The sequence below is a fragment of the Rhodovulum sp. genome, assembly GCF_011048875.1.
Taxonomy (GTDB): Bacteria; Pseudomonadota; Alphaproteobacteria; order Rhodobacterales; family Rhodobacteraceae; genus Rhodovulum; species Rhodovulum tesquicola.
Genome location: NZ_DSDD01000096.1, coordinates 1 through 14,420, shown reverse-complemented (window position 1 = coordinate 14,420; position 14,420 = coordinate 1). Strand labels below are relative to the sequence as shown.

The window sequence follows — 14,420 nt, the reverse complement described above, 5'->3', positions numbered from 1 at the left end:
GGAACGGCAGGAGCGGGAACGGTTGGAACAGCAGCGAGAGCGGGACGCAAGGGTAAGCGCGGCGGGCCGCGAAGTCCGCAGGGCCAGGGCGCCGCTTCTGTTCGAGGCGGACGAGGCCGAGGCGCGGCTGTCGCCTGCCTCCGCGCCGCCGGTGCCGGAGCCCGATGCGTTGCCCGAGGGACGTGCGATGCAGACCGTCGCGCTGCTGGCCGCGCGGCCGCCCTCGCGGCTGGGGCGGTTCTTCTGGGCCTCGTTCTGGGCGCTGATCGGCTTTGCCGTCTCGCTGGCGGCATGGGATTTCGTGACAGGGCTGGTCGCGCGCAACCCGGTTCTGGGCGGGATTGCCGTGCTGCTGGCGGGCAGCGTTCTGCTGGCGCTGCTGCTGATCGGGCTGCGCGAGCTGGCGGCGTTCTCGCGGCTGGCGCGGCTTGACCTGCTGCATGCCGAGACCGAGGCAGCGCTGGCGGCGCATGACCTTGGGGCCGCGCGGGCGGTGCTGGACAGGCTGATGGTGCTTTATGCACGGCGCGAGGATACGAGTTGGGGCCGCGAGCGGCTGACGGAGCGGCGGGACGATATCCTGGATGCCGACGGGCTGCTGGGGCTGGCCGAGCGCGAATTGCTGGCCCCGCTTGACGCCGCCGCGACGCGCGAGATCGAGTCGGCCGCGCGCACCGTGGCCGCGGTGACCGCCATCGTGCCGCTGGCGCTGGCCGATGTCGCGACGGCGATGGTGGCGAATCTGCGCATGATCCGGCGGATTGCCGAGATCTATGGCGGGCGCGGCGGGGTTCTGGGCTCGATCCGGCTGGGTCGCGCGGTGATGACGCATCTGGTGGCCACGGGGGCGGTGGCGGTGGGCGATGACATGCTGGGCTCGATTGCGGGCGGCGGCATGCTGTCGCGCCTCTCGCGCCGGTTTGGCGAGGGCGTGGTGAACGGCGCGCTGACCGCCCGGGTCGGCGTCGCCGCGATGGAGGTCTGCCGCCCGCTGCCCTTCCGCGAGTTCAAGCGCCCCTCGGTCGGGGCGCTGGTCAAGCGCGCGCTTGCCGGGCTCTTCTCGAAATCCGACGCCTGAGCCGCCCTTTACGGCCCGGCGCGCGCGGCCTATAAGCCCGCCCATGTCATCCGGCCCCATGCGCATCATTCGAATTAGCCGCCCGGCGCTCTGATCCAGGGCGGCCGGGACAAGGCGCTTGACCCGTCGCGCCGAACCTTCAACAGATCGCATGACCCGTTTTCCGAGGACCGCCCCCATGTGCGCCGACATGCCCGACTATCGCGATACCGTGTTCCTGCCCGAAACCGATTTCCCGATGCGCGCGGGCCTGCCCGAGCGCGAACCCGGCTGGCTGGAGCGCTGGGCGCGGATCGGCATCTATGACCGGTTGCGGGAACGGAAAGGGCGGGCGCCCTTCATCCTGCATGACGGCCCGCCCTACGCCAACGGGCACCTGCATATCGGCCACGCGCTGAACAAGATCCTCAAGGATTTCATCGTGCGCTCCCAGCAGATGATGGGCAAGGATGCGCGCTATGTGCCGGGCTGGGATTGCCACGGGCTGCCGATCGAGTGGAAGATCGAGGAACAGTACCGCGCCAGGGGGCTGGACAAGGACGCGGTTGACGTTGTCGCCTTCCGCCAGGAATGCCGCAAATTCGCCGAAGGATGGATCGAGATCCAGCGCGAGGAGTTCAAGCGCCTCGGCATCACCGGCAACTGGGCCGATCCCTACCTGACGATGGATTTCCACGCCGAGGCGGTGATCGCGCGGGAATTCATGACGTTCCTGATGAACGGGTCGCTTTATCAAGGGTCGAAGCCGGTGATGTGGAGCCCCGTGGAAAAGACCGCGCTGGCCGAGGCCGAGGTGGAATATCACGACCACCAGAGCCATACGATCTGGGTGCGGTTTCGGCCTTATACGAATGTTCAGAAAGACGATCCGGATATTTCCGAGACGCAGGATCTTCGCGAATGCTCTGTGGTGATCTGGACCACTACTCCGTGGACCATTCCTCAGAACCGCGCCGTCGCCTATAACCCTGATATCGAATACGGCCTCTACCGGGTGAAATCCGTTGCCGAGAACAGCTCTGCTGTCGCGGGAGAGACGTTGCTGATTGCCACCAAGCTTGCCGATCAGGTGATGACGCAAGCGCGCGTTGATGCCTACGAACTCGTTAGGATCGTTCCTGCCGAACAACTTGATGGAATGGGATGTCGCCACCCCTTCTGCGGCATCGAGGGCGGCAATGGCGAGTGGGACTATCACGTGCCCATGCTGCCGGGCGATCACGTCACCGACGAGGCGGGTACGGGCTTTGTCCATACCGCGCCCAGCCATGGCGATGACGACTACCAGATCGGCCTGAAATACAACCTGCCCATGACCTATAACGTGCTGGAAGACGGCTCGTTCCGGCCCGACCTGCCGCTGTTCGGCGGGCAGGCGATCCTGACGCCCGAGGGCAAGGAGGGTCCGGCGAATGTCTCGGTCATCAAGCAACTGGCCTATGCCGGGGCGTTGCTGGCCAAGGGCAAGCTCAAGCACAGCTATCCGCATAGCTGGCGGTCGAAGGCGCCTTTGATCTATCGCAACACGCCGCAATGGTTCGCCGCCATCGACCACAGGCTGGATGACGGCATGGGCCAATATGGCGACACGATCCGGCAACGCGCACTGACCTCGATCGACCAGTTGGTGCGCTGGACGCCCCAGACCGGGCGCAACCGGCTTTACTCGATGATCGAGGCGCGGCCCGACTGGGTGCTGTCGCGCCAGCGCGCCTGGGGGGTGCCGCTGACCTGTTTCGTCAAGCGCGGCGCGAAACCCACCGATCCCGATTTCCTGCTGCGTGATCCGGCCGTCAATGCCCGCATCGTCGCGGCGTTCGAGGCCGAAGGGGCGGATGCCTGGTATGCCGAGGGGGCGAAGGCGCGGTTCCTTGGGCCGGACCATGACCCCGAGGCTTACGATCAGGTCATGGACGTGCTGGATGTGTGGTTCGATTCAGGCTCGACCCATGCCTTCGTGCTGCGCGACCGGGCGGACGGGGCGGCGGACGGGATTGCGGATCTGTACCTTGAGGGCACCGACCAGCATCGCGGCTGGTTCCATTCCTCGATGCTTCAGGCCTGCGGCACCATCGGTCGGGCGCCCTATCGCGGCGTGCTGACCCATGGCTTCACGCTGGACGAGAAGGGCAACAAGATGTCCAAATCGCTCGGCAATACCATCGCGCCCGAGGATGTCATCAGGCAATATGGCGCGGATATCCTGCGGCTCTGGGTGGCGCAGTCGGATTATTCGGTGGACCTGCGCATCGGACCCGAGATCCTGAAGGGCGTGGCCGACAGCTATCGGCGGCTGCGCAACACGCTGCGCTTCATGCTGGGCAATCTGGCCGGGTTCTCGGAGGCCGAACGGGTCGCGCCAGAGGACATGCCCGAGCTGGAACGCTGGGTGCTGCACCGTCTGGCCGAGCTCGACCAGCGGGTGCGGCAGGGCTATGACAGCTATGATTTCCAGGGCGTGTTCCAGGCGCTGTTCAACTTCTGCACCGTGGATCTGTCGGCCTTCTATTTCGACATCCGCAAGGACGCGCTGTATTGCGATGCGCCCGACAGCATGCGCCGCCGCGCCGCGCGCAGTGTGCTGGACCTGCTGTTCCACCGGCTGACCACCTGGCTGGCGCCGATCCTCGTCTTCACGATGGAGGATGTGTGGCTTGCGCGCTTCCCGGACGAGGACGGGTCGGTGCATCTGGAGGACATTCCGGAAACGCCCGCCGCCTGGCGCGACGAGGCGCTGGCGGCGAAATGGGCGGGGGTCCGGCAGGTGCGGCGCGTGGTGACGGCGGCGCTGGAGATCCAGCGCCGGGACAAGGTGATCGGCGCGAGCCTGGAGGCAGCACCCGTGGTGCATGTCGAGGACGCCGCCGTGCTGGGTGCGCTGAAGACGGTTGATTTCGCCGATCTCTGCATCACCTCGGACATCCTGCTGACCGCCGATCCCAGCCCGAACGAGGCCTTCCGCCTGTCCGAAGTGCCGGGCGTGGGCGTGGTCTTCGAGAAGGCCGAGGGCGAGAAATGCCAGCGCTGCTGGAAAATCCTGCCCGATGTGGGGGGGCATGCCCATCGGGGGACCTGCGCGCGCTGCAACGCGGCGTTGGGCGGTTAGGGGGCACTCCCGCCCCCGGGCCGCGCGGCGCTTGCGCGCCGACCGCCCGGGGTTGGGCCGGGCCGCGCGCGTGCCGCGCGCGGCGCCTCCGGCGGGGATATTTGCGGCCAGAAGAAGGGGACTGACCCGGGGTCTTGCGCGGCCTATCGGGGCGGCGCGTCCCCGATTGTGGCGATCCGGCCGTCGATGACGGGGTGGTAGGGGGTGTTGGCGGCGAGGAATTCGGCGGTCACATCGGCCAGGTCGGGGCCGAAATCGTAGACATCCCGGGCATCGAGGAACATCCGGTAGCCGTCGCCGCCATTGCGGATGTAATTGTTCGAGACCAGTCCATAGATCCGCTCGGGCTCGATGGGCGCCCAGGCGCCGTTTTCCATCACCTCGACGGATCGGACCCGCGCGCCGGGCTCGGCGTCTGGCGCCCAGGTGAATCGCAGCCCGGCGACCTGCGGGAATCGGCCGGCGCCGTCCTCGACCTGGGACAGGCCGTTTTCCAGCGCCTCGACCACCGTTCGGCCGGGCACGAAGAAGGTGGAAAGCGTGTTCTGGAAGGGCAGCACGGTCAGCACGTCGCCCATCGTCACGGGGCCTGCCTCGAGCGAGGCGCGCAGGCCGCCGCCATTCTGGAGCGCGATGCTGATGCCCTGCGCGCGCACCCGGTCGAGCATCGCCTCGGCCACGAGGTTGCCCATCGTGCATTCCGTCACCCGGCAGATGCTGCGGTCGCCCTCGATGGGTTCGGCGGCCTCGGCGACCACCTTCTGGCGGATTTCCTCGAGCGGCTGGGCCAGTTCGGCGATGCGTGCCCGGGTGTCCGCATCCTCGGCGATGGCGGCGTCGAGCAGGATCGGCTCGCCCACCGCCTCGACTACGCGGCCCGCCTCATCGAAGGTGACGGTCAGCTCGCCCAGGTACTTGCCATAGCCATAGGCCTGCACGATGGCGGTCTGGCCCACCATGGTCGGGTAGGGGCCTGCCGCGCCCTCGACGCTGTTGGACAGGAGCGTGTGGGAATGGCCGCCCACGATCACGTCGATCCCGGTGGTTTCCGCCGCGATCCGCAGGTCGTGGTCATGGCCCGAATGGCTGAGCAGGATGATCTTGTCGATGCCGTCCGCAGTCAGCCGGTCTATTTCGGCCTGCACTGCGGCAACCGGGTCGGTGAAGACGATATTGGGGCCGGGGCTGGCCAGATCGGGGTTGTCCACCGGCGTCAGGCCGATCAGCCCCAGCCGTGCGCCGCCGCGTTCGATCACCGCCGATTTCGCGATGCCCTCGCGCAGCAGCGGTTCGGCCGAGAGGTCGGCATTGGCCATCAGCACCGGGAAATCGACCGAGGCGACGAAACGGGCCAGCACCTCGGGGCCATCGTCGAATTCGTGATTGCCCACCGCCATCGCGTCATAGCCAAGCCGGGTCATCATCTCGGCCGTGGCCGCCCCCTTGTAGCGGGTGTAGAACAGCGTGCCCTGGAACTTGTCGCCCGCATCGACGAGGATCGTGTTGGCGTTGCGCGCGCGGGCCTCGGCGATGGCCGTGGCCAGCCGGGCCGAGCCGCCGAAACATTCGCCCGCCGCGTTCTCGGCCTCGGAACAGACTGAATCATGCTTCGAGATCGGCTCGAACCGTGCGTGGAAATCGTTGGTGTGCAGGATCGTCAGACTGTACTCGGCCCAGGCCGGGGTTGCTGCCAGTGCCAGGAACAGTGCAGCGGACAAGGCGCGCGTTGCCATGATGAATCCCCCTTCGGTTGAACACGGAAAGTCTGACGCGCCGTGGCCGGGCTGTCAAAGCCTCTGGCGCTTGACCGGGGCTGCATCTGCGGGCATGGGAGCGGGATGCTGATCTACAAGATTTTCCGCCGGGCCGAGTGGGACGCCTTTCGCGCTGCGGGCCTGACCGCGGGCGCGCCGGTCGATCTGGCCGACGGGTTCATTCACCTGTCCACCGCCGAGCAGGTGACCGGCACCGCCGAGAAGCATTTCGCGGGGGAAAGCGATCTGGTGCTGGTGGCGGTGGCGGCCGACCGTCTGGGCGAGGCGCTGCGCTGGGAGGCGTCGCGGGGCGGCGCGCTGTTTCCCCATCTCTATCGCGCGTTGAGCGTGGCGGATGTGGTCTGGGACAAGTCCCTGCCGCTGGGCGCGACCGGGCATATCTTTCCCGAGGGCGTGGTATGACCCCGCTGGAGCGCGCGGGGCTGGCGCTGTTGCACCGGATGGATCCCGAGCGGGCGCATGGGCTGTCGCTGACGGCGCTGCGCGCGGGGCTGGTGCCGCTGCCGGGGGCGATCACCTCGGACAGGCTGGCGACCGATCTGGCGGGGCTGGCCCTGCCGAACCCGGTGGGGCTGGCGGCGGGCTATGACAAGAATGCCGTGGCGCTGGGGCCGCTTGCCCGCGCGGGTTTCGGCTTTGTCGAGGTGGGGGCGGCGACGCCGAGGCCGCAGCCCGGCAACCCGCGCCCGCGGCTGTTCCGGCTGAGCGAGGACCGCGCGGCGATCAACCGCTTCGGCTTCAACAACGAGGGCATGGTGGCGATCGGCGCGCGGCTGGCGGCGCGGCCCGAGGGGGCGGTGGTCGGGCTGAACCTGGGCGCGAACAAGGACAGCGCCGACCGGGCGGCGGATTTCGCCGCCGTGCTGGCCCATTGCGGGGCGCATGTGGATTTCGCGACCGTCAATGTCTCGTCGCCCAATACCGAACGGCTGCGCGACTTGCAGGGCCGCGCGGCGCTGTCCGCCCTTCTGGCTGGCGTGATGGCGGCGCGGTCGGGGCTGGCGCGGCCGATCCCGGTCTTTCTCAAGATCGCGCCGGATCTGTCGGATGCCGAGATCGACGAGATCGCCGGGGTCGCGCTGGAGGCCGGGATCTCGGGGATCGTCGCGACCAACACCACGCTGGCGCGCGGCGAGCTGACAAGTCGCCATGCGGGCGAGGCGGGGGGGCTGTCGGGCGCGCCGCTCTTCGCACGCTCGACCCGGGTTCTGGCGCGGCTCTCGGTGGCGACGGGCGGGCGGCTGCCGCTGATCGGGGTTGGGGGCATCGGCTCGGCCGAGGACGCCTATGCCAAGATCCGCGCGGGCGCGCGTGCCGTGCAGTTATATACCGCCCTGGTCTATGGCGGGCTGGGGCTGGTGGCCCAGATCGTGCAGGGGCTGGAGGGGCTGCTGGCGCGCGACGGGTTCGCCAATGTGGCCGAGGCGGTCGGCACGGGGCGGGACGAGTGGGTCTGAACGGGCCTGCGGGCGCGGACGCGGCCCCCGGTTGAAGGATTCCGCAAAGGCTTTTGAAAACGCCGGGTCACGGCCCTAAGATCGCCGTCCATATGCGGACGGTTCGCGATCACCCTGCCGGTGGAGGCCATGGCGAAGCTTTTCGAGGCCATGCCCGCGAACGATCTGCCCGAGGGGCCGAATTTCAATGTCTGCCCGACCAATCCGGTTGCTGCCGTGACCGGCGAGGGGGGCATGCGGCGGCTGCGGGCGCTGCGCTGGGGGTTCGTGCCGCATTGGTACAAGACCCCGACCGATGGGCCGCTGCTGATCAATGCGCGCGCCGACACGATCGCAACGAAGCCCGCCTTTGCCGAGGCCGCGCGGCGGCACCGCTGCCTGATTCCGGCGAGCGGGTTCTACGAATGGAGCAAGGCGGAGGATGGCGCCAGGCTGCCCTGGTATATCCGCCGCGCCGATGGCGCGCCGATGGCGATGGCCGGTATCTGGCAGGATTGGGAGCGCGAGGGCCAGCGGCTGAGTTCCTGTGCCGTCGTCACCACCGAGGCCAATCCCGCGATGGCCGCGATCCACCACCGGATGCCGGTGATCGTCGAGCGGTCCGACTGGCCGCTCTGGCTGGGGGAGGCGGGGCATGGGGCGGCGGTGCTGATGCGGTCGGCCGCCGAGGGCGTGCTGGCGGTGCACCGGGTAGGGGTGGCGGTAAACTCGAACCGTGCCGCGGGGCCGGGGCTGATCGCGCCTGTCGCGACCTGATCGGGCCAGTTGGCGCTTGACCGTCGCCCGGTCGTGGCCTAGTCACGAAGGCGTGCGGGTATAGCTTAATGGTAAAGCCCCTGCCTTCCAAGCAGGCTATGTCGGTTCGATTCCGTCTACCCGCTCCACGCCCCCGTCCCGTGCCGTGAAATCGTCCGCTGCGACTTGTTGTCCCCGCCGCCCGGCCCTACAACAGCGACGGAAAAGCAGGAGCATGCCATGCCCCCCAGGGCCAGGGTCGAGGAAGACCGCGAGAAATCGAAGCGGATCGGGGCGCTGCGCGCGCTTTGGCCCTATGTGCTGCCCTACAAGGCGCTGCTGGGAACGGCGATTGCCGTTCTGGTGCTGACCGCAGCGGTCTCGCTGATCCTGCCGATGGCGGTGCGGCGCGTGGTCGATGCGTTCGAGACCGAGGCGGCCGCACTTCTGGACAGCTATTTCGCCGCGGCGCTGGGTATCGCGGCGCTGTTCGCGCTGGGCACCGCGCTGCGCTATTACCTTGTGACCCTGCTGGGCGAGCGGGTGGTGGCCGATATCCGCACCGCCGTTTTCGACCGGATGATCGGGATGAGCCCGGCCTTCTACGAAAAGACGATGACCGGCGAGGTTCTGAGCCGGATCACCACCGATACCACGCTGATCCTGTCGGTGATCGGCTCGTCGGTGTCGGTGGCGCTGCGCAACGTGCTGATCTTCTTCGGCGGGCTGGCGCTGATGCTGGCGACCTCGGCCAAGCTGACCTCGGCCGTTCTGGTGCTGGTTCCGGCGGTGATCGTGCCCATCGTGCTGCTGGGACGTCGGTTGCGCCGCCTGAGCCGCAAGAACCAGGACTGGATCGCGGCCTCGTCGGGCAATGCCTCCGAGGCGCTGCTGGCGGTGCAGACGGTGCAGGCCTTCACCCATGAGGCGGCGAGCCGGGGCACCTTCCATGACGTGACCGAGAAAAGCTATGTCGCCGCGCGCCAGCGGGTCGGCACGCGGGCGGTGATGACGGCGATCGTGATCTTCCTGGTCTTCGCGGGGATCGTGGGCGTGTTGTGGGTCGGCGCCCGCGACGTGCGCGCCGACGCGATGAGCGTGGGCGAGCTGGTCCAGTTCGTGATCTATTCGGTGATGGTGGCCGCTGCCGTGGGTGCGATGACCGAGATCTGGGGCGAGTTGCAGCGCGCCGCGGGCGCGACCGAGCGGCTGGTGGAACTTCTGACCGCCGAGGACAGCGTGACGGACCCCGCGCGTCCCCTGCCGCTGCCTGCCCGGGCGCGCGGGGATATCCGCTTCGAGGATGTGCGCTTTTCCTATCCCTCGCGGCCCGGCGTTTCGGCGCTGGACGGGGTGAACCTGCATGTGCGGCCGGGCGAGACCGTGGCGCTGGTCGGTCCCTCCGGGGCGGGCAAGACGACGATCATCCAGCTTCTGCTGCGCTTCTACGACCCTCAGGAGGGGCGCATCCTGCTGGACGGGGTGGACCTGTGCGATACCACGCGCGCCACCTTCCGCCACCATATCGCGCTGGTGCCGCAGGATCCGGTGATATTTGCCGCCACCGCGCGCGAGAATATCCGTTTCGGTCGGCCCGACGCGACCGATGCCGAGGTCGAACAGGCCGCCCGCGCGGCGGCCGCGCATGACTTCCTGGCCGCGCTGCCGCAGGGCTATGATACCCAGGTGGGCGAGCGGGGCATGATGCTGTCGGGCGGGCAGAAACAGCGGGTCGCGATCGCCCGCGCCATCCTGCGCGATGCGCCCGTGCTGCTGCTGGACGAAGCGACCTCGGCGCTGGATGCCGAATCCGAACACGCGGTTCAGCATGCCGTGGACGAGATGGCCGCCACGCGCACCACGCTGATCGTGGCGCATCGGCTGGCCACCGTGAAGAAGGCCGACCGGATCCTCGTGTTCGACGGGGGCCGGATCGTGGCCGAGGGCAGCCACGAGGCGCTGGTGGCGCAGGGCGGGCTGTATGCGCGCCTGGCCCGGCTGCAATTCACCGACGGGATCGAAAGCGCCGCCTGAGCCGCGGCGATTTCGTTTGCTTGTCGCAAATCCCTGTCTACTCTGGCACATCGTTCACGATTTTTGCCGAGGAGGACGGAAAATGGGATTGTGGTCATTCGTCAAGAATGCGGGGAAGAAGCTGGGCGGCCGGGCCGAGGCGGCCGAGGCGCCCAGCGTCGAGGATTTGCACAAGGAAATCGCCGATCTGGGACTTGATGCCGGGGGGCTGGAGATCTCGGTCGAGGGCGACAAGGTCAAGGTGACCGGCACCGCCGCCAGCCAGGAAGCCAAGGAAAAGGTGATGCTGGCGGTCGGAAATATCGAAGGCGTGGCCGCGGTCGAGGATGCGGCGGGCGGCGCGGATCCGGTGTTCCACACCGTCGTCAAGGGCGACAGCCTGTGGAAGATCGCGGAAAAGACGCTGGGCAATGGCGCGCGCTATACCGAGATCTTCGAGGTCAACAAGCCGATGCTGAGCGATCCCGACAAGATCTATCCCGGCCAGGTGCTGCGCATTCTGCAGGGCTGATCCCTTCCTGCCCGCCGCAGCGCCCGGCCTGACGTGGCGTTGCGGCCATGGCAGGGGATCTTGCGGCGGGCGGGAAATCAGGCCATCCTGATTCTCTGTAAGGGAGAGCGGCGCCGCAGCGAACGGCCCCGGGGAGGAAAGACGATGGCAGCCTATGCCTCACGCGCCGATCGCGACGCGATCGAGGCCGAATCCGACTGGCATGCGCGTCCCGTGGCGCGCAGTATCCATGAGTTCCTGAGTACGACGGCGCGCGCGCATCCCGACCGCCCGGCGTTGAGTTTCCAGATGTTCTCGGATCCCGGGGCGCCGGCCGAGACGCTGAACTGGGCCGAGCTGCACGGCCGGGTGACCCAGGCCGCGAACCTGTTCCGCCGGCTCGGCATCGGCGAGAAGGACGTCATCGCCTATGTCCTGCCAAACTGCACCGAAACCGCGGTGACGTTGCTGGGCGGGGCCGTGGCGGGAATCGTGAACCCGATCAATCCGTTGCTGGAGGCCGAGACCATCGGCGCGATCCTGCGCGACACCAATGCCAGGGTGGTCGTCACGCTGCGCACCTTCCCCAAGACCGATGTCGGCCAGAAGGTCGCCGAGGCGGTGCGCCACGCGCCGAATGTGCGCACGGTGCTGGAGGTGGACCTCTTGCGCTACCTGACCGGTGCCAAGAAGCTGATCGTGCCGCTGATCCGGCCGAAGAACCCCGACAACCACCATGCCGACCTGCTGGATTTCCACAAGGAACTGGCAAGGGAACGCGCCGACCGGCTGGATTTTCCCGACCATTCCGAGGACCGGATCGCGGCGCTGTTCCATACCGGCGGCACGACCGGTCTGCCCAAGGTCGCGCAGCACCAGGTTTCGGGGATGATCTACAATGGCTGGCTGGGCCATCGGCTCTTGTTCACCGAGAAGGACACGCTGATCTGTCCCTTGCCGCTGTTCCATGTCTTTGCCGCCTATCCGGTGCTGATGTCGGTGATCTCGGCCGGGGCGCATATGGTGCTGCCGACGCCCGCGGGCTATCGCGGCGAGGGGGTGTTCGACAATTTCTGGAAGCTGATCGAACGCTGGGGCGTGACCTTCGTCATCACCGTGCCCACCGCCATCGCCGCGCTGATGCAACGCAAGGTGGATGCCGATGTCTCGACGCTGCGTTATGCGTTTTCCGGCTCGGCGCCGCTGCCGGTCGAGCTTTACCGCCGCTTCGAGGAGGCCACCGGCGTCACCATCTGCGAGGGCTACGGGCTGACCGAGGCGACCTGCCTGGTCTCGATCAACCCGCCGAATGGCGCCAAGAAGATCGGCTCGGTCGGCATTCCGTTTCCCTATACGCAGGTGCATATCCTGAAATGCGACGCCGAGGGCAACGTGCTGGGCGAATGCGAGGTGGATGAGGTGGGCGAGATCTGCGTCGCCAATCCCGGCGTGGTCGAGGGGTCGACCTATACCGATGTCGCCAAGAACCGCGGGCTTTTCGCGGGCGGGCGGTTCCTGCGGACGGGCGATCTGGGCCGGATCGACGCGGATGGTTATCTTTACATCACCGGCCGGGCCAAGGACATCATCATCCGCGGCGGCCACAATATCGACCCCGCCGAGATCGAGCAGGCGCTGTCCGGGCACCGCGCCGTGGCCCTTGTCGGCGTGATCGGCCAGCCCGATGCCTTCGCGGGAGAATTGCCCTGCGCCTATGTGGAACTCGTCAAGGACGCCACCGTGACGCCCGAGGAATTGCTGGCTCATGCCAGGATCCATATCCACGAACGCGCCGCGATCCCCAAGCATATCGAGATCATCGGGGAATTGCCCAAGACCGCGGTCGGCAAGGTGTTCAAGCCCGAACTGCGCAAGCGCGCGATCCGGCGGGTCTATGACGCCGCGCTGGCCGAGGCGGGGCTGTCGGCGCGGGTGGGCGAGGTGGTCGAGGACCGCAAGCGCGGGCTGGTGGCCCGGCTGACGCGCCAAGGCGCCGACGACGAGAACGCCCTGCGCGCGGTGCTGGGCAGCTTTACCGTGCCCTGGGAATGGATCGACTGAGCGCGGCGGTTCCTGTTGTGCACGGGCTCGATAGCGGGCCTTGGGCGGCTGCGTCCCGCTTTGGCGACATACTCGATCCGCAGGGGCAGGCCGCGCGCGGCGCAGCCCGACATGGTGGACGGCACAGGCGGGCGACCCTTCGAGGAAGGGCGATGGGGACAGGCCAGGGCAGAACAGGTCCGACTGGCGCGTGGCCCTGAGCAGGGCGGCGGGCCGGATGGCCCTAGAGGGCGCCCGCTTCGTCCAGGGGCCTGTCGGACGGTCCGGGCCGGGTGGCAGTTGCACGAAGCTGGCGCTGGACGGTCGCCGTCAGGTCGGCCAGCGAGAAGGGTTTCGGCAGGTAGACCGAATTCGGGATGCGCGCGCGGATCTCTCCGAAACTGTCCTCGGCATAGCCCGAGACGAACACGACCTTGGTTCCGGGCCGCTCCTGAAGCGCCTGCGCAATCCAGCCCGGCCCGTCGAGACCCGGCATCACCACATCCGTCACGAAGACATCGATCCTGAGCCCGGGATCGGCGAGGATCTCCAGTGCCTCCTCGCCGCTCTCGGCCTCGAGCACGGTATGGCCGCGCATCGCCAGCGCGCGCGATGCGAAGGAGCGCACCGGCGCCTCGTCCTCGACCAGCAGCACCACGCCGCTGTCGGGCAGTTCCTCTTCGGTCTCGGCGGCGGGGATGGCCTCTGCCTCCGCCTCGCCGTGATAGGCCGGCAGGTAGAGCGTGAAGGTCGAGCCCTTGCCCGGTTCGCTGTCGACGAAGATGAAGCCGCCGGTCTGTTTGACAATGCCATACACGGTCGAAAGGCCGAGCCCGGTGCCTTCGCCCGGACGCTTGGTCGTGAAGAAGGGTTCGAAGATCTTGGTCAACCGATCAGGCGGGATGCCCTCGCCCTTGTCGATCACCCGGACCACGGCATAGGGGCCGGCGGGCACCACCGCGCGATCGCGCCGGAGTTCGGTTTCCAGTTCGACCGCCTCGGTTTCAAGCCGGATCTCTCCCCCCCTCGGCATCGCGTCGCGGGCATTGACCACGAGGTTCATCACCACCTGTTCCAGCTTGCGCTTGTCCGCGCGGATCGGCGGCAGCCCTTCGCCATTGCGGATGCGCAGCCGCACGCGTTCGCCCACCAGCCGGTCGAGCAGATGCGCAAGCTCGCCCATCGTGTCGCGCAGTTCCAGAACCTCGGGGCTGAGTGTCTGCTTGCGCGAGAAGGCAAGCAACTGCCCGACAAGGCTGGCCGCGCGGTTGGCGTTCTGGTGGATCTGCACGAGATCGGCATAATCGGGATCGCCCGCATCATGGCGCAGCATCAGCAGGTCGCAATGGCCCGAGATCGCGGTCAGCAGGTTGTTGAAATCATGCGCGATCCCGCCGGCAAGCTGGCCGACCGCCTGCATTTTCTGGCTCTGGGTGAACTGCGCCTCGAGCGTTTTCATCTCGGTCACGTCATGCAGCACCGCGACAAGCCCGCTGCCCGCCATCCGCGCCAGTGCGACCTGGACGAACAATTCGCGGTCGTCACGCGCCACGCGCAGCACTTCGGCCATGTTGCTGGCCCGCCCCGCGGCGGCCTCGGCCAGCCAATCGCTGACGGACCTGCCCAGCCCCTCCAGCCGCTCGCACAGGTTGAGGTCCGTGCCGGGCGCACCGGCCAGCAACTCGCGCGCGCGGGTATTGGCCAG

At 67.9% G+C, this 14,420-nt stretch carries 10 protein-coding genes and 1 tRNA gene; 9 read left to right on the top strand and 2 right to left on the bottom strand.

Annotated features, from left to right (window positions below):
• The first annotated feature begins 97 nt into the window (after nt 1-97).
• Together ENN83_RS03315 and ileS are read left to right on the top strand one after the other, a co-directional pair.
• Nucleotides 98-1,078 carry a YcjF family protein gene (locus ENN83_RS03315; RefSeq protein WP_287184094.1) on the top strand — a complete coding sequence of 327 codons (981 nt, stop codon included), beginning with the start codon at nt 98-100 and terminating at the stop codon, nt 1,076-1,078.
• A gap of 178 nt (nt 1,079-1,256) precedes the next feature.
• The gene (ileS, locus tag ENN83_RS03310; RefSeq protein WP_287184088.1) at nt 1,257-4,184 is read left to right on the top strand and encodes an isoleucine--tRNA ligase; all 2,928 of its coding nucleotides are present in this window, start codon (nt 1,257-1,259) and stop codon (nt 4,182-4,184) included.
• 143 nt (nt 4,185-4,327) lie between these two features.
• Here the strand turns inward: ileS and ENN83_RS03305 are convergent, their stop codons facing one another.
• Nucleotides 4,328-5,917 (bottom strand): bifunctional metallophosphatase/5'-nucleotidase, encoded by a 1,590-nt coding sequence (locus ENN83_RS03305; protein ID WP_287184086.1) that lies wholly within the window; start codon nt 5,915-5,917, stop codon nt 4,328-4,330.
• 105 nt (nt 5,918-6,022) lie between these two features.
• Here ENN83_RS03305 and ENN83_RS03300 point away from each other — a divergent pair, with 105 nt between their 5' ends.
• The 7 genes from ENN83_RS03300 (at nt 6,023) to ENN83_RS03270 (ending at nt 12,736) form a co-directional block, all read left to right on the top strand.
• Nucleotides 6,023-6,361: a DUF952 domain-containing protein gene (locus ENN83_RS03300; RefSeq protein WP_287184083.1), complete on the top strand. Its 339-nt coding sequence runs from the start codon at nt 6,023-6,025 to the stop codon at nt 6,359-6,361.
• Complete coding sequence (locus ENN83_RS03295) at nt 6,358-7,416, top strand: quinone-dependent dihydroorotate dehydrogenase (protein WP_287184081.1); 1,059 nt, start codon at nt 6,358-6,360, stop codon at nt 7,414-7,416. Before ENN83_RS03300 ends, ENN83_RS03295 begins: the two co-directional genes overlap by 4 nt.
• Before the next feature lie 90 nt (nt 7,417-7,506).
• Complete coding sequence (locus ENN83_RS03290) at nt 7,507-8,172, top strand: SOS response-associated peptidase (protein ID WP_287184091.1); 666 nt, start codon at nt 7,507-7,509, stop codon at nt 8,170-8,172.
• Between the two features lie 54 nt (nt 8,173-8,226).
• Nucleotides 8,227-8,300: transfer RNA gene (locus ENN83_RS03285), tRNA-Gly, on the top strand.
• 91 nt (nt 8,301-8,391) lie between these two features.
• Nucleotides 8,392-10,185, top strand: a complete 1,794-nt coding sequence (locus ENN83_RS03280; protein WP_287184078.1) for an ABC transporter transmembrane domain-containing protein — start codon at nt 8,392-8,394, stop codon at nt 10,183-10,185.
• Between the two features lie 82 nt (nt 10,186-10,267).
• Nucleotides 10,268-10,696, top strand: a complete 429-nt coding sequence (gene lysM, locus ENN83_RS03275; RefSeq protein WP_287184075.1) for a peptidoglycan-binding protein LysM — start codon at nt 10,268-10,270, stop codon at nt 10,694-10,696.
• A 144-nt stretch (nt 10,697-10,840) separates the two neighbouring features.
• Nucleotides 10,841-12,736 carry an acyl-CoA synthetase gene (locus tag ENN83_RS03270; RefSeq protein WP_287184072.1) on the top strand — a complete coding sequence of 632 codons (1,896 nt, stop codon included), beginning with the start codon at nt 10,841-10,843 and terminating at the stop codon, nt 12,734-12,736.
• A gap of 223 nt (nt 12,737-12,959) precedes the next feature.
• Here the strand turns inward: ENN83_RS03270 and ENN83_RS03265 are convergent.
• On the bottom strand, nt 12,960-14,420 hold a 1,461-nt coding region (locus ENN83_RS03265; RefSeq protein WP_287184069.1), incomplete at its 5' end, for an ATP-binding protein.

Coding starts and splice junctions, on each gene's coding strand:
- ileS (WP_287184088.1), top strand. CDS start 1,257: ATGTGCGCCGACATGCCCGACTATCGCGATACCGTGTTCCTGCCCGAA.
- ENN83_RS03305 (WP_287184086.1), bottom strand. CDS start 5,917: ATGGCAACGCGCGCCTTGTCCGCTGCACTGTTCCTGGCACTGGCAGCA.
- ENN83_RS03300 (WP_287184083.1), top strand. CDS start 6,023: ATGCTGATCTACAAGATTTTCCGCCGGGCCGAGTGGGACGCCTTTCGC.
- ENN83_RS03295 (WP_287184081.1), top strand. CDS start 6,358: ATGACCCCGCTGGAGCGCGCGGGGCTGGCGCTGTTGCACCGGATGGAT.
- ENN83_RS03280 (WP_287184078.1), top strand. CDS start 8,392: ATGCCCCCCAGGGCCAGGGTCGAGGAAGACCGCGAGAAATCGAAGCGG.
- lysM (WP_287184075.1), top strand. CDS start 10,268: ATGGGATTGTGGTCATTCGTCAAGAATGCGGGGAAGAAGCTGGGCGGC.
- ENN83_RS03270 (WP_287184072.1), top strand. CDS start 10,841: ATGGCAGCCTATGCCTCACGCGCCGATCGCGACGCGATCGAGGCCGAA.